16 protein-coding genes are annotated in these 18,930 nt (G+C 63.2%); 3 read left to right on the top strand and 13 right to left on the bottom strand.

Going from position 1 to position 18,930, the window contains the following annotated elements:
* Window positions 1–8: 8 nt before the first annotated feature.
* From JWV26_RS00800 to gcl, 8 genes are all read right to left on the bottom strand, one after another.
* A complete protein-coding gene (locus tag JWV26_RS00800) occupies window positions 9–875 on the bottom strand; it encodes an ion transporter (protein ID WP_093050909.1) in 867 nt (288 codons plus the stop codon).
* Window positions 876–962: 87 nt separating this feature from the next.
* Window positions 963–1,346: a hypothetical protein gene (locus tag JWV26_RS00795; RefSeq protein WP_074916065.1), complete on the bottom strand. Its 384-nt coding sequence runs from the start codon at window positions 1,344–1,346 to the stop codon at window positions 963–965.
* A gap of 36 nt (window positions 1,347–1,382) precedes the next feature.
* Window positions 1,383–2,297: an urea transporter gene (locus tag JWV26_RS00790; protein ID WP_206418170.1), complete on the bottom strand. Its 915-nt coding sequence runs from the start codon at window positions 2,295–2,297 to the stop codon at window positions 1,383–1,385.
* Window positions 2,298–2,465: 168 nt separating this feature from the next.
* The gene (gene pyk / locus JWV26_RS00785; RefSeq protein WP_206418169.1) at window positions 2,466–3,881 is read right to left on the bottom strand and encodes a pyruvate kinase; all 1,416 of its coding nucleotides are present in this window, start codon (window positions 3,879–3,881) and stop codon (window positions 2,466–2,468) included.
* Window positions 3,878–5,149 (bottom strand): glycerate kinase type-2 family protein, encoded by a 1,272-nt coding sequence (locus JWV26_RS00780; RefSeq protein ID WP_206418167.1) that lies wholly within the window; start codon window positions 5,147–5,149, stop codon window positions 3,878–3,880. The genes pyk and JWV26_RS00780 overlap by 4 nt, the downstream gene beginning before the upstream one ends.
* Window positions 5,150–5,583: 434 nt before the next feature.
* Window positions 5,584–6,474 carry a 2-hydroxy-3-oxopropionate reductase gene (locus JWV26_RS00775; RefSeq protein WP_074916057.1) on the bottom strand — a complete coding sequence of 297 codons (891 nt, stop codon included), beginning with the start codon at window positions 6,472–6,474 and terminating at the stop codon, window positions 5,584–5,586.
* Between the two features lie 13 nt (window positions 6,475–6,487).
* Entirely contained in the window at window positions 6,488–7,270 is a 783-nt protein-coding gene (hyi, locus tag JWV26_RS00770) for a hydroxypyruvate isomerase (protein WP_074916055.1), read from the bottom strand.
* Window positions 7,271–7,372: 102 nt separating this feature from the next.
* Window positions 7,373–9,148 (bottom strand): glyoxylate carboligase, encoded by a 1,776-nt coding sequence (gene gcl / locus JWV26_RS00765; RefSeq protein WP_206418165.1) that lies wholly within the window; start codon window positions 9,146–9,148, stop codon window positions 7,373–7,375.
* Between the two features lie 335 nt (window positions 9,149–9,483).
* Here gcl and JWV26_RS00760 point away from each other — a divergent pair, with 335 nt between their 5' ends.
* Entirely contained in the window at window positions 9,484–9,918 is a 435-nt protein-coding gene (locus tag JWV26_RS00760; RefSeq protein WP_072425652.1) for a GlcG/HbpS family heme-binding protein, read from the top strand.
* 237 nt (window positions 9,919–10,155) lie between these two features.
* Here JWV26_RS00760 and JWV26_RS00755 read toward each other — a convergent pair whose 3' ends face one another.
* The gene (locus JWV26_RS00755; protein WP_003243302.1) at window positions 10,156–10,800 is read right to left on the bottom strand and encodes a TetR/AcrR family transcriptional regulator; all 645 of its coding nucleotides are present in this window, start codon (window positions 10,798–10,800) and stop codon (window positions 10,156–10,158) included.
* Window positions 10,801–11,012: 212 nt separating this feature from the next.
* Here JWV26_RS00755 and moaA point away from each other — a divergent pair, with 212 nt between their 5' ends.
* Together moaA and JWV26_RS00745 are read left to right on the top strand one after the other, a co-directional pair.
* Window positions 11,013–12,008 (top strand): GTP 3',8-cyclase MoaA, encoded by a 996-nt coding sequence (gene moaA / locus JWV26_RS00750; RefSeq protein WP_206418163.1) that lies wholly within the window; start codon window positions 11,013–11,015, stop codon window positions 12,006–12,008.
* A gap of 42 nt (window positions 12,009–12,050) precedes the next feature.
* Window positions 12,051–12,890, top strand: a complete 840-nt coding sequence (locus JWV26_RS00745) for a transporter substrate-binding domain-containing protein (protein WP_093050934.1) — start codon at window positions 12,051–12,053, stop codon at window positions 12,888–12,890.
* A gap of 4 nt (window positions 12,891–12,894) precedes the next feature.
* Here JWV26_RS00745 and JWV26_RS00740 read toward each other — a convergent pair whose 3' ends face one another.
* From JWV26_RS00740 to JWV26_RS00725, 4 genes are all read right to left on the bottom strand, one after another.
* A complete protein-coding gene (locus tag JWV26_RS00740; RefSeq protein WP_072425648.1) occupies window positions 12,895–14,361 on the bottom strand; it encodes an NCS1 family nucleobase:cation symporter-1 in 1,467 nt (488 codons plus the stop codon).
* A gap of 518 nt (window positions 14,362–14,879) precedes the next feature.
* Window positions 14,880–15,740 (bottom strand): outer membrane protein OmpK, encoded by an 861-nt coding sequence (locus JWV26_RS00735; protein WP_196459777.1) that lies wholly within the window; start codon window positions 15,738–15,740, stop codon window positions 14,880–14,882.
* A gap of 76 nt (window positions 15,741–15,816) precedes the next feature.
* Window positions 15,817–17,319 (bottom strand): nucleobase:cation symporter-2 family protein, encoded by a 1,503-nt coding sequence (locus tag JWV26_RS00730; protein WP_206418161.1) that lies wholly within the window; start codon window positions 17,317–17,319, stop codon window positions 15,817–15,819.
* Window positions 17,320–17,567: 248 nt separating this feature from the next.
* Window positions 17,568–18,905, bottom strand: coding sequence for a urate hydroxylase PuuD (locus JWV26_RS00725; protein ID WP_196459772.1), 1,338 nt, complete (start codon window positions 18,903–18,905; stop codon window positions 17,568–17,570).
* Window positions 18,906–18,930 lie beyond the last annotated feature (25 nt).

Raw genomic sequence — 18,930 nt, 5'->3', positions numbered from 1 at the left:
GTTTTGCTTCAGTCTGTTTCAGGCGTGCTTTGCGCCGCCGATGACGGCTCGGTCTTTCTGCTGAACAGCGGTCCACCGCAGCGACTACAGAACGCCGCGCTGTATTCGTGGCGATTCTTCCGACAATGCGGGCAGTCGTGCTCCATCAGCCCGTCCTGGCGCATCGCGTTGGCCAGTTCGGCGGTGAAAATGCCGGTGGGCACGGCGATGATCGAGTAGCCGGTTATCATCACCAGCGTAGCGAGCATCTGGCCTACGGGGGTTTGCGGGGTGATGTCGCCGAAACCCACGGTGGTCAGCGTCACCACCGCCCAGTAGATACCGGTAGGAATGCTGGTGAAGCCGTTGGCCGGGCCTTCTATGACGTACATCAGCGCGCCATAAACGGTGACCAGGGTCGAGACGCTCACCAGAAACACCACGATCTTCTGCTTGCTGCCGCGCAGCGCCACCAGCAGGAAGTTGGCCTGCGTCAGGTACTGGCGCAGCTTTAGCACACGGAAGACGCGGATCATGCGGATGACGCGGACGATCATCAGGTACTGCGCATCGGCGAACATCAACGCCAGGATGGCCGGCAGCACCGCCAGCAGGTCCACCAGGCCGAAGAAACTGAAGGCATAGCGCATCGGTTTGGGCGAGCTGTACAGGCGTAAGCCGTACTCGATGGCGAACAGTGCGGTGAAAAACCACTCCAGCGCGCCGAACACATCGGCGTACTGGTTGTGGAAGTGCTCGATGCTGTCGAGCATCACCACCACCAGGCTGGCGAGGATGGACACCAGCAGCCAGTTGTCGAAGCGCTGAGCGGCCGGCGTGCTGGTTTCGAAGATGATGATGTAGAGGCGCTGGCGCCAGCTCTGCGGGTGGTCCATGGCAAGGTCCAGATTAAGCGAAAGGGCACAGCCTAGGCAGGAAGGCGGAGTGAGGGCAAGGCCGTGGTTGTGCTTGCTGCTCTGTTCTCAATCTCCTTCCAGCGAAGACTCCTCCCGCGGATCACCGAGCACAAAGGTATCACCGGTGACCGCTGTAATCCGCGCGGTGCCCAGATTGAGTAGCTGCCACTGCCATTTACCGTAGCGAGTGCTCAAGGTGCCATGGGCCTGGCAGGAGCCGTGGAGGTACCAGTCGTGCTCCTGGCGGTGGGTGATGAGGATGGCATGACGCAGGAAATCGGCGACCATTGCTTCGCTGACCTTGAAGCTCTGGCAGTTTTCTTGCTCCGAGCCGAGTCCATCCGCGATCACCACGATATCGCTGACAGGGCCGATCAGGCTCGGGTTTGACTCTGCGTAGGTCGCAGCGGTTGCCAATAGCAAGCTGAGGCCGAGAATTCGTCTGTCCATGTTCCGCGCGCTGCCTTTGCGGTCTGTTGCGCGATTCTAGACTCTCGGGGTGCTGTCCTTGACTGCCTTTTGCCAACTTTGTGTACCGGCCCTGATCAGCCAGCACGCGAGGATGAAGGGCATGGTCAGGGCAGGTAGACCCAGGGCGTTGAAACCGGGTTGCAGCAGCAGGGCGAGTAGAATGCCGAGGGCCGGTATCAGTGGGCTACGGTGTACCTGGGCCAGGGCAATGGCCGCCAGAGTGGCGTTGTAGCCGTAGAGACCGGCCAGCGCACCCTCGCCGGGCCAGCCGGAGAAGATCGCCAGGGCGAAGCCGCCGCTGGAACCCAGCAGCGCCCACAGCGCCGTGCGGCCATCGGCCAGGCGCAAGCCGATCAGCAGGCACAGACCGGCCAGTGGCGAGTCGAGAAAGATGACCTGGCCCAGGCCGCGCAGCACGGCGAGCATCAGTTGCAGGAAGTTCAGTTCCGATGCGCTGGGCGAGCTGGTGGGTGCTGCAAGTGGCAGCTGCAACTGGGTGACCAGAGCCAGCAACAGCCAACCCAGCAGCACGAAGGGAAAGGTGAAGGCGGGCAGCCAGCCATGTTTGCGCATGCTCCGCATCCATGGGGCCAGCAGCAGGCTGGACAGGGCGGCGCTGGTGATGATCAGCACGGGCAGCAGCGGTGTCCATGGCAGTTTCAGGCTGAGCAGTAGACCGAGCAGGATGCCGTTGTAGCCGTACAGGCCGATGGCGATGTCGGCAGGTGGGTAGCCGCGGTGTTGCGCGATCAGCATCGACGTCAGGCCGCCGAGCAAGGCGCCGGGCAGCAGGTCGGGCGCGCCGATAAGGATGGCAATCAGTACCAGCAGGCCGCAGCCGGGGCTCTGTTGCAGGAATATCTGGGCGAAGCCGCAGAGCAGGGCGCGCAAGCTTTGCCGGGCAGGGTGTGAGGTTGGTAGTGGAGGCATGATGTATGTGCCAAGAGAGCCCTCTCCCCCCAGCTCCTCTCCCGCAAGCTGGAGAGGGGAGCTTTCCGTGTCGCTTGGCGGAGCTTTGTAGGGTGCGCCGTGCGCACCTTTTATTCGTGCGTATGGCTTTCGGTGCGCATGGCGCACCCTACAGGAGAGCAGTGCGGCTCAATGCAGCGTTTCGATCCTCAGGCTGTTGGTGCTGCCAGGTTGGCCGAAGGGTTCGCCGGCGGTGATCACCACGGTTTCGCCGCGCTTGGCCATGCCCTGGGCCTGGGCGATCTCCAGCGCGGTGCTGGTGACTTCCTCGACCCGACGAAGGCGCTCGTTGACCACCGAGTAGATGCCCCAGGCCACGGTCAGGCGCCGCGCCGTGGTCAGGCTCGGCGTCAGGCTCAAGATCGGCGCCTTGGGTCGCTCGCGCGAGGCGCGCAGGCTGCTGGCACCGGATTCGCTGTAGTTGACCAGGGCGGCCACCGGCAGGATCGAACTGATGCGGCGGATGGCGCAGCTGATGGCGTCGCTGGCGGTGGGCTCGGCCTGCGGGCGGCCGACGTCGAGCTGGGTCTGGTAGTCCGGGCCGTTTTCCACCTGACGGATGATCTTGCTCATCATCTGCACGGTTTCCAGCGGGTAGTCGCCGGAGGCGGTCTCGGCCGACAGCATTACCGCATCGGCGCCTTCGGCCACGGCGTTGGCTACGTCGGTGACTTCGGCGCGAGTCGGCGCGGGCGAGAAGCGCATGGATTCGAGCATCTGCGTGGCCACCACCACCGGGCGACCGAGTTGGCGGCAGGTGCGCACGATGTCCTTCTGGATGCGCGGCACGTTCTCGGCCGGCACTTCCACGCCCAGATCACCGCGCGCCACCATGATCGCGTCGCACAGACGGGCGATTTCTTCGAGATGCTGTACCGCCGAGGGCTTCTCGATCTTGGCCATGAGGAAGGCCTTGCCCTGGATAAGCTCGCGCGCTTCGACTATGTCCTCGGGGCGCTGCACGAAGGAAAGCGCCACCCAGTCCACGCCCAGATCCAGGCCGAAGGCCAGATCGCGACGATCCTTGTCGGTCAGCGGCGACAGCTGCAGCACCGCCTCGGGCACGTTGACGCCCTTGCGGTCGGACAGCTCACCGCCGGCGATGACGCAGGTGTCTACGGCATCAGCCTGTTTGGCGGTCACCTTCAGGCGCAGGCGACCGTCGTCCAGCAGCAGGCTCATGCCCGGCTGCAGGGCTTCGATGATCTCCGGGTGGGGCAGGTTGACCCGGCTGGCGTCGCCGGGCGTGGCGTCCAGGTCCAGGCGCAGGCTCTGGCCGTTGACCAGTTGTACCTTGCCTTCGGCAAAGCGGCCGACGCGCAGCTTGGGCCCCTGCAGGTCCATGAGGATGCCGATCGGCTGGTTCAGCTCGCGCTCCACCTCGCGCACCCACTGATAGCGCTGGGCGTGGTCGGCGTGCTCGCCGTGGCTGAAGTTGAGGCGGAACAGGTTGACCCCGGCCTCCACCAGCTGGCGGATATGCGCGGCGTCGCGGATGGCCGGGCCGAGGGTGGCGAGGATCTTTACTTTCTTGTCGGCGTTCATTGGTCGTTCTCGAGAATCAGAATGGCGCGGAAATCGTTGACGTTGGTACGGGTCGGCCCGGTGACGATCAACTCGTCGAGGGCGGCGAAGTAGCCATAGCCGTTGTTGTTGTCCAGCTCGTCGCGGGCGGACAGGCCCTTGATGCCGGCGCGGGCGTAGCTGTAGGGCGTCATGATGGCGCCGGCGTTGTCTTCGGAGCCATCGATGCCGTCGGTGTCGCCGGCCAGCGCGTAGACGCCGGGCAGGCCCTTGAGGCTCTCGGTGAGGCTGAGGAGGAATTCGGCGTTGCGTCCGCCACGGCCGTTGCCGCGCACGGTAACGGTGGTTTCGCCGCCGGAGAGGATCACGCACGGCGGCTTGATCGGCTGGCCGTGCAGCTGCACCTGGCGGGCGATGCCGGCATGCACCTTGGCCACGTCGCGCGATTCGCCTTCCAGATCGCCGAGAATCAGTGCCGGCAGGCCGGCGGCTTCGGCCTTGGCTGCGGCGGCGTCGAGCGACTGCTGCGGGGTGGCGATCAGCTGGAAGTGGCTACGGGCGAGTACCGGGTCGCCCGGCTTCACCGTTTCCGAGCGTGGATCTTCCAGCCAGGCGCGCACGTTAGCGGGAATATCGATTTCATAGCGAGCGAGAATCGCCAGGGCTTCGGCCGAGGTGGTCGGGTCGCCCACGGTGGGGCCGGAGGCGATCACCGTGGCCTCGTCGCCGGGTACGTCGGAGATGGCGTAGGTATAGACGGTGGCCGGCCAGCAGGCCTTGGCCAGGCGGCCGCCCTTGATCGCCGAGAGGTGCTTGCGCACGCAGTTCATCTCGCCGATGGTGGCGCCGGATTTGAGCAGTGCCTTGTTGATCGCCTGCTTGTCCTGGAGGCTGATGCCTTCTGCCGGCAGTGCCAGCAGCGAGGAGCCGCCGCCGGAGAGGAGGAATATCACCCGGTCGTCTTCGGACAGGTTCGACACCAGCTCCAGCACGCGACGCGCGACGCGCTCGCCGGCGTCGTCCGGTACCGGGTGAGCGGCTTCCACCACTTCGATCTTCTTGCAGTCGGCGCCGTGCTCGTAGCGGGTCACCACCAGGCCGCTGACCTCGCCTTGCCACTCCTGCTCGATCACCTCGGCCATCGCCGCTGCGGCTTTGCCGGCGCCGATGACGATGACGCGGCCGCTGCGATCGGCGGGCAGATAGTCGGCCAGCACCTGGCGCGGATGGGCGGCGGCGATGGCGGTGGCGAACAGGTCGCGCAGCAGGCGTTGCGGGTCGAAGGTCATGGCGGTGTTCTCTTGTTCTTGGCGTGAGAGTCGCGTAGCGAAGCGGGCAGGCCGCGTAGTATTCGATGAGTCGGGGTGCCTGCGCGGTATGCCCGTCAGGATGACACCAGATCGATTCCATTCCCCAGGCGCCGCATGGCAGCGCCTGGGGAATGGAATCGACCAACCTGGCAATCGGGCCGTGACACCTCCTGCCAGGAAGGTCGAAAGGGTGGACCAGAAGCAAAGCCCCTCTCCCTAACCCTCTCCCATAAATGGGAGAGGGGACTGGCTTGGCGTACGCCGAATGTCCGTGCAACGCCAAGCTGCTGTCTCTTCCTCTCCCATAAGTGGGAGGGGACTGGTTTGGCGTACGCTGAAAACCCGTATAACGCCGAGCTTCTTGTCTCCCCTCTCCCGCATGCGGGAGAGGGGCCGGGGGAGAGGGCGCTTTGTTACTCGCCGCGAATATTGAAGTTGGCCATGTGCTCCAGACCCTTGATCAGGGCAGAGTGGTCCCAGCCGCTGCCGCCGAGGGCCGCGCAGGTGCTGAACACCTGCTGGGCGTTGGCGGTGTTGGGCAGGTTCAGGCCCAGCTCGCGGGCGCCGGACAGCGCCAGGTTGAGGTCCTTCTGGTGCAGGCTGATGCGGAAGCCCGGATCGAAGGTGCCCTTGATCATGCGCTCGCCGTGCACTTCGAGAATCTTCGAGCCGGCGAAACCACCCATCAGCGCTTCACGCACCTTGGCCGGGTCGGCGCCGTTCTTGGCAGCGAACAGCAGGGCTTCGGCCACCGCCTGGATGTTCAGCGCGACGATGATCTGGTTGGCCACCTTGGCGGTCTGGCCGTCACCGTTGCCGCCGACGCGGGTGATGTTCTTGCCCATGGCCTGGAACAGCGGCAGGGCGCGTTCGAAGGCGTTCGGGCAGCCACCGACCATGATCGACAGGGTAGCGGCCTTGGCGCCGACTTCACCGCCGGACACCGGGGCGTCCAGGTAGGCGGCGCCGGTGGCCTTGATCTTCTCGGCAAACTGCTTGGTCGCGGTGGGGGAGATCGAGCTCATGTCGATCACCACCTTGCCGGCGCCGACGCCCTGAGCGATGCCGTTGTCACGGAACAGCACGTCTTCGACCTGCGGGGTGTCCGGCACCATAACGATGATGAATTCGGCTTCCTGGGCGACTTCCTTCGGGTTGGCCAGGGCGATGCCGTTGTCGCCAACCAGGTCGGCCGGAGCCTTGTCGAAGTGCTCGGAGAAGAACAGGGTGTGGCCGGCCTTCTGCAGGTTCTGCGCCATGGGTTTGCCCATGATGCCGGTGCCGATAAATCCGATTTTAGCCATTGGGAAATTCTCCTCAGATTGCGTTGTGCGCTTTCATCCAGCCGAGGCCGGCAGCGGTGGTGGTTGCCGGCTTGTATTCACAGCCGATCCAGCCCTGGTAGCCGATGCGATCCAGGTGCTCGAAGAGGAAGCGGTAGTTGATCTCGCCGGTGCCCGGCTCGTTGCGGCCCGGGTTGTCGGCCAGCTGCACGTGGTTGATGGCGGCCAGGTTGCTCTCAACCGTGCGGGCCAGGTCACCTTCCATGATCTGCATGTGGTAGATGTCGTACTGCAGGTACAGATTGGTGCTACCGACCTTGTCGCGGATGTCCAGGGCCTGCTTGGTGGTGCTGAGGTAGAAGCCGGGAATGTCGCGGGTGTTGATGGCTTCCATCACCAGGCGAATACCGGCGCCAGCCAGCTTGTCAGCGGCGTAGCGCAGGTTGTCGACGAAAGTCTTCTCGACGGTCGCGCAGTCCAGGCCCTGCGGGCGGATGCCGGCCAGGCAGTTGATCTGCTTGTTACCCAGCACCTTGGCGTAGGCGATGGCCTTGTCGACGCCGGCGCGGAATTCCTCGACGCGATCCGGATGGCAGGCGATGCCGCGCTCGCCCTTGCCCCAGTCACCGGCGGGCAGGTTGAACAACACCTGTTCCAGCTTGTTGGCGTCCAGGCGGGCCTTGATCTCTTCCACCGCGAAGTCATAGGGGAAGAGGTATTCCACGCCGCTGAAACCGGCTTCGGCGGCGGCGGCGAAACGGTCCAGGAAGTCCACTTCGGTGAACAGCATGGACAGGTTGGCAGCAAAACGGGGCATGGTGTGCTCCTTGTCGTGGTGCAATTGCGGTCTGCGTAGGGTGCGCCGTGCGCACCATGGATGCGTCGCGGCGTTTGCGGTGCGCGCGGCGCACCCTACGGATCAATCCAGCAGCGAGATGGCGGTCGGGGCGTCGACGCCGCGCTCGGCCAGTTCCTCGAACTCGTTGATGGCGTTGATCTCGGTGCCCATGGAGATGTTGGTGACACGCTCCAGGATGATCTCTACCACCACCGGCACGCGGTGCTCGGCCATCAGGCGCTTGGCTTCGGCGAAGGCGTTCTGCAGCTCGTTCGGGTCGAACACGCGGATCGCCTTGCAGCCCAGGCCCTCGACCACGGCGACGTGGTCGACGCCATACCCATTGAGCTCCGGCGCGTTGATGTTCTCGAACGCCAGCTGCACGCAGTAATCGATGTCGAAGCCGCGCTGCGCCTGACGGATCAGGCCCAGATAGGAGTTGTTCACCAGCACGTGGATGTACGGCAGGTTGAACTGCGCACCGACGGCCAGCTCCTCGATCATGAACTGGAAGTCGTAGTCGCCGGACAGCGCCACCACGTTGCGAGTCGGATCGGCCTTGACCACGCCGAGGGCCGCCGGAATGGTCCAGCCCAGCGGGCCGGCCTGGCCGCAGTTGATCCAGTGGCGCGGTTTGTACACGTGCAGGAACTGCGCGCCGGCGATCTGCGACAGACCGATGGTGCTGACGTAGCAGGTGTCCTTGCCGAAGGCTTCGTTCATTTCCTCGTACACGCGCTGCGGCTTGGCCGGCACGTTGTCGAAGTGGGTCTTGCGCTGCAGGGTGCGCTTGCGCTCGCGGCAGGCTTCGACCCAGGCGCTGCGGTCCTTCAGCTTGCCGGCGGCTTTCCACTCGCGGGCCACTTCGAGGAAGGCGTCCAGCGCGTTGCCGGCGTCAGAGGCAATACCCAGATCCGGGTTGAACACGCGGCCGATCTGCGTCGGCTCGATGTCGACGTGGATGAACTTGCGGCCTTCGGTGTAAACGTCGACCGAGCCGGTGTGGCGGTTGGCCCAGCGGTTGCCGATGCCGAATACCAGGTCGGAAGCGAGCAGGGTGGCGTTGCCGTAGCGATGCGAGGTCTGCAGGCCGACCATGCCGACCATCAGCTTGTGATCGTCCGGAATCACACCCCAGCCCATCAGGGTCGGCACCACCGGCACGCCGGTCAGCTCGGCGAACTCCACCAGCTTGTCTTGCGCATCGGCATTGAAGATGCCACCACCGGCAACCAACAGCGGGCGCTCGGCGTCGTTGAGCATGGCGATGGCCTTCTCGGCCTGGACGCGGCTGGTGGTCGGCTTGGCCACCGGCAGCGGCTCGTAGGCATCGATATCGAACTCGATCTCGGCCATCTGCACGTCGAACGGCAGGTCGATCAGTACTGGGCCGGGGCGGCCGCTGCGCATTTCATGGAAGGCACGCTGGAAGGCGCGCGGTACCTGACCAGGCTCCATGACGGTGGTGGCCCATTTGGTCACCGGGCCGACGATGCTGGTGATGTCGACTGCCTGGAAGTCTTCCTTGTGCATACGTGCACGCGGCGCCTGGCCGGTGATGCACAGAATCGGGATGGAGTCGGCCGACGCCGAGTACAGGCCGGTGACCATGTCGGTGCCGGCCGGGCCTGAGGTGCCGATGCACACGCCGATATTGCCGGCATTGGTACGAGTGTAACCCTCGGCCATGTGCGAAGCGCCTTCGACATGACGGGCCAGGACGTGATCGATGCCACCGAGTTTCTTCAGTGCGGCATACAGGGGGTTGATGGCAGCGCCGGGGACGCCGAACGCGGTATCGACGCCTTCACGGCGCATCACCAGTACGGCTGCCTCGATTGCTCTCATTCTGGCCATTATCTTGTGCCTCTTTTGTTATCAGATTGTATACAAAACACCTGGCTCGGATTCTATGCAGGCCATGACTTCGCGGTCAACAATTTTTCCGGTGCAGCCTGTCGCCTGGGCCAAATTCTTTTGAAACGCCCGTTTGACGGGGCTAGTAGCGCAGACAAAGAGGCGTATTGCGATAAATGTATACAATAAAAAATAATATTGTATGTAGTAGTTGAATTTTTTGTTTCTGGTGGGATAGTGAAGGCGAGCTTTGGATTGCCTAGGGCTGTCGGCGTGCGCAGTGCCGGCTTCGCTCCGGGTGTTTCGTTCCCTTTGTCACTTCAGGAGTCATCACCATGAGCCACTTGAACCTGCAAACCGCCAATGCCATCGGTAACCGCGCACTGGCCGTGGGGCGCGAGATAAAGGCGGCGCCGCTGACCGTCGCGGTACTGGATGCTGGCGGGCATCTGATTTGCCTGCAGCGCGAGGACGGCGCCAGCCTGCTACGCCCGCAGATCGCCATCGGCAAGGCCTGGGGCGCGCTGGCCCTGGGCAAGGGCTCGCGCCTGATCGCTGCCGACGCGCAGCAGCGCCCGGCCTTTATCGGGGCGGTGAACAATCTGGCGCAGGGCAGCCTGATCCCGGCACCGGGCGGGGTTTTGATTCGTGACGAGCGCGGCGAAGTGATCGGCGCCGTCGGCATCACTGGTGATACCTCGGATATCGATGAGCAGTGTGCAGTGAGTGCGTTGGAGTCGCTGGGTCTGAAGGCGGATGCGGGGGCGTAGGGGGGGGGGCGGGCTTCGTAGGGTGCGCCGTGCGCACCGAGTTTACGACACGGATGTTCGGGAAAACCTGGCGCGCACGGCCTAGGCGGCCCCGCGACACCCTACGGACTGGCGTATGCCGATGGCTCGACTTTCGGATATGTCCTTGACTCTTCGTAGGGTGCGCCGCGCACCGAATTCAGTATGCGGAGTTCGGGAAGTCTTGGTGCGCATGGCGCACCCTACGGTGGTCAGCCGCTAGACGCTGCTGACCAATTCGGATGCCGTCGACGGCGCCGGGGCGACTTCGCAGCCCTTGAGCACCAGGCGGATGATGGTCTGCGCCGCGGCTTCGTAGTCGGCGTCGTCCAGGCTGGCCTTGCCGGTGACGGTGGAAATCTGCCAGTCGAAGTCGGCGTAGGTCTGGGTCGCGGCCCAGATGCTGAACAGCAGGTGGTGTGGGTCGACTTTGGCCATCAGGCCCTGGTCGATCCAGCGCTGGATGCAGGCGATGTTGTGCTTGGCCTGGTCGTTGAGCTGCTCGGTCTGCTCCGGCGACAGGTGCGGGGCACCGTGCATGATCTCGCTGGCGAACACCTTGGAGGCATGCGGCAGCTCGCGGGAAATACGGATCTTCGAGCGGATGTAGGCGGTCAGTACCTCGCTCGGGTGGCCCGGCTGGTTGAAGGGCGCAGACGCGGCCAGCAGCGGCTCGATGATGCTTTCCAGGACCTCGCGGTAGAGGTTTTCCTTGGACTTGAAGTAGTAGTAGACATTGGGCTTGGGCAGGCCGGCCTTGGCCGCGATGTCGCTGGTCTTGGTGGCGGCGAAGCCCTTGTCGGCGAACTCTTCGCTGGCCGCGCGCAGGATGAGCTCTTTGTTACGCTCGCGAATGCTGGTCATAAGGCCCTGTGTTTTCCTCTGCCGCCGGACGGCGGTCGGGCATGGTAGCACCGGCTTTGCGCGAGGCTCAAGGCAGCAGCCACGGGCTGCGCAGCTGCTATCTGACTCTTGAGTCAAATTTCTGTATACAAGAAATGGCTTTTCTGTTTTTATCCTTCGCAGCGACATCCATGACAAAAAGTCTCGGCGCGTGACGCTGCAGGAGACCCACCGTGAATACCCATCAGCTCGTCGACCCCTTCGGTCGGCGCATCACCTACCTGCGTTTGTCGGTGACCGATCGCTGCGATTTTCGCTGCACCTACTGCATGAGCGAAGACATGCAGTTCGCGCCGCGTGCGCAGATTCTCAGCCTGGAAGAACTCTACGCCGTGGCCGACGCCTTTATCGGCCTTGGCGTGCGGCGTATTCGTATCACCGGTGGCGAGCCATTGGTACGCAAGAATCTGCTGAGCCTGCTGCAGCGCCTGGGCGAGCGTGACGAGCTGGAAGACCTGGCCATTACCACCAATGGCTCGCAGCTGGCCGAGATGGCGGCGCCCTTGCGTGCGGCTGGTGTGCGCCGGCTGAACATCAGCCTGGATTCCCTGCAGCGCGAGCGCTTCGCCGCCTTCACCCGGCGTGACAAGCTCGGCCAGGTGCTGGCCGGCATCGACGCCGCGCGTACCGCCGGCTTCGACAGGATCAAGCTCAACAGCGTGGTGCAGAGCGGGCGCAACGACGACGAGGTACTCGATCTGGTCGAGTTCGCTGTCGAGCGCGGCCTGGATATCAGCTTTATCGAGGAAATGCCGCTGGGCAGCGTGGTCAGCCACAGCCGCGAGCAGACCTTCTGCTCCAGCGACGAGGTGCGCCAACGCATCGAACAGCGCCATGCGCTGGTGCGCAGCAGCAAGGTGACTGGTGGCCCCTCGCGCTACTGGCAGGTGGTCGGCACGCAGACCCAGGTAGGGTTCATCTCCCCGCATAGCCACAACTTCTGCGGCGACTGCAACCGCGTGCGGGTCACCGCCGAAGGCAAGCTGGTGCTCTGCCTCGGCCACGACAACGCGCTGGACCTCAAGCGCCTGTTGCGCGCCCATCCGGGGGACAGCGAGCGCCTGCGTCAGGCGCTGATCGAGGCGTTGCGTCTGAAGCCCGAGCGGCACCACTTCGCCACCGACGAGCAGGTGCAGGTGGTGCGCTTCATGAGTATGACCGGCGGCTGAGCCGTCTGATCGGATTCCATAACAACAATAAGGAGGCTTTCAATGAAGCCCGTTCGTCTGTGCCTGTTTTCCACCATCGTGCTGACGCCCGCTGCCCTGGCGCAGACCTATGTGGTTGGCGTCGAGGACCTGCCATTCGCCCCGCACTACAACCTTGATGGCGAAGGTCAGTACCGTGGCTTCGCTCGTGAGGTGCTGGACGCTTTCGCCGTCGATAGCGGGGTTAGCCTGAGCTACAAGGCGCTACCCGTGGATCAGTTGCTGCCGGCCCTGCAGCGTGGCGAGATCGATCTCAAGTATCCCGACAGCCCGTACTGGGCCGGCGCGCAGAAAGCAGGCATGACCTTGCACTACAGCCAGGCGGTGGTCGATTACGTCGACGGCGTGCTGGTGGCGCCGCAGCGCCAGGGGCAGGCGCGGGAGAACATCCGTCGTCTGGCCATGGTGCAGGGCTGGACACCACGTGGATACGAAGATGCCATCGACAGTGGGCAGATCCAGCTGAGCTACAGCGACGACCTGCGCCAGATGATTCGCCAGGCCTTGAAGCAGGACACCGATGGCGCCTACTTCAACGTGGTGGTGGCCACCCATTATCTGGACAACATCCGGGCGCGACCGGGCGCTTTGGTCTTTGATCCCAAGTTGCCGCATACCCGCGGCAGCTTTCACCTCTCCAGCGTTCGTCATCCACAGCTGATCGCGCGTTTCGATCGCTTTCTTGCCGAGCGCTCGGCTCAGGTTGCCGCTCTCAAGGCGAGCTATCGCGTCGAGGCCAATCTCGATAGCGACTACATCGGTCTGGAACAGTGGAAGGTGGACTTTCTCGAACGGCAGAAAGAAAAAGCCGGCGCACAGGCGCCGGCTTCGTCTCGTCCGTGATCGTTCAGATACTGGCGTTGGCGCGTTTCAGCGCCTGCGCCTGGCCGTGCATCAGACCGTAGTGCAGTAGCGCGCCGAGCAGGGCGCCGAGCAACCAGGAATAGCCCGACAGCTGGCTAAGAACGGGCGCCCACACCGAGGCGACGGAAAACACCGAGGCGATGGCAAAGGCGATCAGCGCCTTGCGGTTCCAGCCGCCGTCGAAGTAGTAAGCCGAGCCGACCTCGGCGCTGAACAGCTGCTGCAGATCGAGCTTGCGCCGGCGTACCAGGTAATAGTCGACGACGATGATGCCGTACAGGGGCGCCAGCACGGCGCCCAGGGTGTCGACGAAGGCGGCGATGCCGACGTTGCTGATGAAGGCGACCCACAGCGCGCCGATGAAGAAGGCGATGCCGGCGGTGATGAAACCACCAGTGCGCGCACTGATATGTGCTGGGGCCAGGTTGGCCAGGTCATACGCCGGCGGGATGAAGTTGGCCACCAGATTGATGCCCACGGTCGCGGCGAAGAAGGTCAGCGCGGCGATGATGGTCAGGGTCAGGTTGTCTACCCGGGCAACGATATCGGTCGGGTTGGTCAGCGTCTCGCCGAATACCACCACGGTGCCTGCAGTGATCACCAAGGCGATCAGCGAAAAGATCGCCAGGCTCACCGGCAGGCCGAGGAAGTTGCCGATGGTCATCTGCTTCTCGCTTTTGACGAAGCGGGCGAAGTCGCCGTAGTTGATCACCACGGCGGCGAAGTAGGCGACCATGGTACCGACCACCGCGAAGAAGGCGGCCACCGGGCCGGCCTTGTACTCGCCCGTGCCACTGAAGATATTGCCCAGCTCGCTGAGCAGGCTGGGGCCGGCCTGATACCAGATCAGGCCCATCAGCGCGATCATCACCACATAGACCAGTGGCCCGGCCCAGTTGAGGAAACGGGTGATCCAGCTCATGCCGCAGACGAACAGACCTACCTGGAACAGGCAGACGATAACGTAGGACAACCAGCCGATGGCGGTCAGTCCCATGTATACGGCCGGGTCTTGCGGCTGCAACAGCGAGTTGAGCAGCAGGGCCACGGCGGTGGAGGCGAAGTAGGTCTGCACGCCGTACCAGAAGATAGCGACGATGCCACGCACCAGCGCAGGGAAGTTGGCACCGCGCACGCCCATGCTGGCGCGGGCGAACACCGGGAAGGGGATGCCGTACTTGACGCTGGGCTTGCCGGTCAGCTGCACCAGGCCCATGACGATGCAGCCGGCAAGGACGATGCCGGCCAACACCGCCCAGCCATTGAGCCCGTAGGAGATGAACAACGTGGCTGCCAGGGTGTAGCCGAACAGGCTTTGAATGTCGTTCGACCAGACGTTGAAGATCTCGAACCAGCCCCAGGTGCGTTTCTCGGGAGCCAGGGGGGCGAGATCCTCGTTGTGTAATGAGGGATCGATGTTCTTGATGCGAAAATCTTCGGTGTTGGACATGGACAGCTCCCAGTTTTGTTCTTGCGCCGCGGCGGCGTATGAGGAGATTTGTCTGCAGGTTCCGTTCCGATTTTGTATTCGCGTCATGACTGAATCGATGTATACAGCCATTTCGACAGTGTTTCGGTAGGAACCTGTTTGTCTTGTACACAGAAAATCCGTTGCTGAATATGGCTTTCGGACAAATTGCACACAAAAAATAGAAATATTGTGATCAAAAACTTGACCTTGCGGTCAGTTGCATGCTTGCAAGTCGTTGATGAAAAACCCGGATAGGCGGCCCGATTCTGCACCGATGCGGTGCCAGGCCTGATTGCGGAGCGCTGGGTTGGTGCGGCGATTCAAGCCGGTTTGATAAAGGCGGTGCGCACGGCGCACCCTACGGCCCGAGGCAGGTGGCTGTGCGCACCGGTCATCTTTCGACGCAAAGAAAAAGGGGGAAGGGCGCGAGCGCCCATCCCCCTTTTTACCCGGCCGCTGTCCCTACCCGACGTCGGCCAAGTGCGTTGCGGCAGCGGTCAGAAGTGATACTTGACCAGTGCCTGCACAGCCGTCTGGTCGAAACGATCGTCCGACCCATCCACCGGTTTCACGCCGTACTTGGCGCGCCACATGTTGATCTCGGTGCCCACGTAGAGCTGGCGTTCCTTGCCAAACAAGGCCTTGCCCGCATCCCACTTGACCTGGATCGAGGAGCCGATCGAGGTCTGGGTGCCGGCGTCACGCGACGGCGAACGCCAGTCGAGGAAGCCGTCGACGACGAAGTCCTGGTCGCCGAGGCTGAACGGGTAAGCCGCGCTGACGGTCAGCTGGGTGGCGTAGCCGTTGCTGTCACTGTCGGCGAAAAAGGTGTGGTTGTTGATCTTCACCTGATACAGGTTGGTCTTGAAGTAGGTGAAGCCGGGCACTTCCCAGTCCAGGCCGACACCGTACAGGTAGTTCTCCGGGCCTGGGCCGCCTTCGCCTTTCTCGTAGGTGAAGGCGGCGAACACGTCCTTGATCGGGCCGGCGGCCAGCTTCTGCCCGGTCAGCCAGCTCAGGCTGATGCGCGGGGAGAACTCCATGTAGTAGAAGGAATTCTTGTCATGCTGACGGAAGGTGCCGTTGTCGAAGCTGCCGCGCGACTGCACGTTGTCGGCGCGGATATAGTCGAGGAAGTAGAACACGTCGCCCCAGGCCCAACCACTGGCGTGCTCGAAGGTGAAGGTGGTCTGGGTACGCTGTTCTTCGCCGTTGAAGTTCATGCGCTGGAAGTTCTCGCCGTACAGATAAGACAGGCTGTTGTCCTGCCAGTAAAGCAGGTCGCCAGCGAGTGCCTGCTGGCCGGAGAACAGTCCGGCTGACAGGGCGAGGCAGTGGGGCAGATGCTTGAGTTTCATCGGTTTTCCTTATTGTTGGAGTGCAAGCGTGCGTCTCCCGGCGGCGTGCCGCCGGGAGTTGGGTCTACACCAGGGGTCAGCTCGGTCGGGCTGCCGGGTCGAGGTCGCGGCTGAGGGTCTTGAGGCTGTTGTCGTCGATGGCTGCATCGTCCGGGCGGTTCTGCAGCACGGTGTGCAGGTGCGCCTCGGGGTCGTAGTCATCTTCCTCGACTTCGTGGCTCTCGTCGGGCAGGAAGATGTTCAGCACGATGGCGCTGAAGGCGCCGATGGTGATGGGCGAGCCGAAGATGTTCTTCAGTACGTCCGGCATGTGCGAGAGCACGTCCGGTACGCCGGCTACACCCAGGCCCAGGCCCAAGGAAATGGCCACGATCAGGACGTTGCGGCGGTGCAGGCCGGCTTCGCTGAGAATCTTGATACCGGCCACCGCGACGGTGCCGAACATGATCAGGGTGGCGCCACCGAGCACCGGCTTGGGCATCAGCTGCAGCACCGCGCCGACCACCGGGAACAGGCCCAGCAGCACCAGGATGCTGGCGATGTAGAAACCCACATGACGGCTGGCCACGCCGGTGAGCTGGATCACCCCGTTGTTCTGGCTGAAGGTGGTCATCGGCAGGCTGTTGAACATGGCGGCGACCGCCGAGTTGCAGCCATCGGCCAGCACTCCGGATTTGATCCTGCGCATGTACAGCGGACCCTTGACCGGCTGTTTGGAGATGATCGAGTTGGCGGTCAGGTCGCCTGCGGTTTCCAGCGGGGTGATCAGGAAGATCACGGCGATCGGCACGAAGGCGATCCAGTCGAAGCCGAAGCCGTATTTGAACGGTTGCGGCACGCTGATCAGCGGTACCTCGGCCATGTTGGCGAAGTCCACCCTGCCGGTGAACCAGGCCACTGCGAAGCCCAGGGTCAGGCCGATGATCACTGCAGAAAGGCGCAATACCTGCGAGGACGCGCGGTTGAGCACGACGATGGTGCCCAGCACCAGGCCGCCGAGGGCCAGGTGGTGCAGGGCGCCGAGGTCCGGCGCGCCATAGCCGCCGGCGAGGTCGGTCATGCCTACCTTGATCAGCGACAGCCCCATCAGGCAGATGATGGTGCCGGTCACCACCGGTGTGATGACCTTGCGCAGCTTGTTGATGAACTGACTGAAGGCAATCTCGACGAAGGCGGCGCAGAAGCAGATGCCGAACAGCGTAGCGAGTATCTCCTCCTCGCTGGCGCCGCGGCCCTTGACGATGAAGCCGGCGCTAAGAATCACGCTGAGAAAGCCGAAGCTGGTGCCCTGCAGACACAGCAGGCCGGAACCAATAGGGCCGATGCGTTTGGCCTGGACGAAGGTGCCGAGGCCGGAGACGAACAGCGCCATGCTCACCAGATAAGGCACATGGGCGCCGAGGCCCAGAGCACTGCCGACGATCAGGGTAGGGGTGATGATGCCGACGAAGCTGGCCAGCACATGCTGCAGCGCCGCGAAGATGGCAGGGGCGAAAGCTGGCGTGTCGTCCAGCTGATAGATCAGGTCGCTGTTGCCGACGGGCGCAGCTGGGGCTTGGTTGTTGCTGTCTGTGGTCATGTCATAGCCTGCCAGTTGTTTTTATATGGTCATGGGCTTACACGAGGCTTCACGGCACCTCTGCTCCGATCAATCGAAAATTGTCCGATCGGTCAGGATGTGCCGACTATACAACTTGTGGACATGGTTAAAAACAATTTATTTATGGATTGTGCACAAAAACTGAACCGCCGGTCAGCTTACGCTGCCGGCGGTTCATGGGTGTAAAAAGATGTCGCGCCCACTCATGGGCGCGACATGTGTGGCAATCAGTTGATCTGAGCGCCTTTGGCGATCCAGCTGCCAATCAGGTCGCGTTCGTCCTGGGTCATCTGGGTGATATTGCCCAGCGGCATGATCTGCGTGGCCACGGTTTGCGCGTGGATCTTCGCTGCCTGAGCCTTCATCTGCTCCGGGGTGTCAAGCATGAAACCGGCCGGTGCGGTGCTGAACATCGGGCTGGTGGGACTCGACGAGTGGCACACGGTGCAACGCTCGTGGATCACGCTTTCGACTTGGGCAAAATCGGTGCTGGCAGCAGGTGTCGCGCTGTCAGTGGCAGTGGTTGAATCCTCGCTGGCATCGGCTTTTGCTTGGGTTTCCTCTGCAGCAGGCTCGCTGGTAGTGGAAGGGTTGCCAGGGCGGCCGGTAGCAGGAACGGGAGCGTACTTGATCGCCGGGGCTTGAGCCGTTGCCGGTGCGCTGACCGATTTCGTTTGCGGGCCGGTGACGTAAGCCAGGCAGATCATGCCCAGGGCTGCGGCCGGCAGGGTCCAGACGTACTTGCTGCTGTCGTGGCGGGTGTTGAAGTAGTGACGTACCAACACCGCCAGGATCGCGATCCCGGCCAGTATCGCCCAGTTGTACTGGCTGCCGTAGGTGCTCGGGAAGTGGTTGCTGATCATGATGAACAGCACCGGCAGGGTGAAGTAGTTGTTGTGGCGCGAGCGCAGCAGGCCCTTGGCCGGCAGCAGCGGATCGGGCGTGGTGTTGGTTTCGATGGCCTTAACCAGCGCGCGCTGGGCCGGCATGATGGTGAAGAACACGTTGCCGACCATGATGGTGCCGATGATCGCACCGACATGAATGTACGCCGCGCGGCCGCTGAAGATCTGGCTGAAGCCATAGGCGGCGGCGATGATCAGCACGAACAGTACGGCGCCGAGCAGGGCCGGGCGTTTACCCAGCGGCGAATCGCACAGGAAGTGGTAGATCACATAGCTGATCGCCATGGAACCGAGGCCGATGGCGATGCCCATTGCCGGGGACAGCTCGACGCCCGGCTTGACCAGGTACAGGCTGGGGTTGAGGTAGTACACCACCAGCAGCAGGGCGACGCCCGACAGCCAGGTGGCATAGGCCTCCCATTTGAACCAGTGCAGGTTCTCCGGCATTTTCGGCGGAGCCAGCTTGTACTTTTCCAGGTGGTAGATACCGCCGCCGTGAATCGCCCAGAGGTCGCCCGACAGGCCCTCGCGTGGGTTGCTCCGGTTGAGGTTGTTCTCCAGCCAGACGAAATAGAACGATGCGCCGATCCAGGCGATACCGGTGATCATATGGATCCAGCGGATGCCCAGGTTTAGCCATTCGGTGAAATGTGCTTCCACGATCTGTACCTCTTTCCCGGGGGAG

The sequence above is a fragment of the Ectopseudomonas toyotomiensis genome (assembly GCF_017167985.1).
GTDB classification, from domain to species: Bacteria; Pseudomonadota; Gammaproteobacteria; order Pseudomonadales; family Pseudomonadaceae; genus Aquipseudomonas; species Aquipseudomonas toyotomiensis.
The sequence above is the reverse complement of the archived record's forward strand: the minus strand, read 5'-3'. Positions and strand labels throughout refer to the sequence as shown.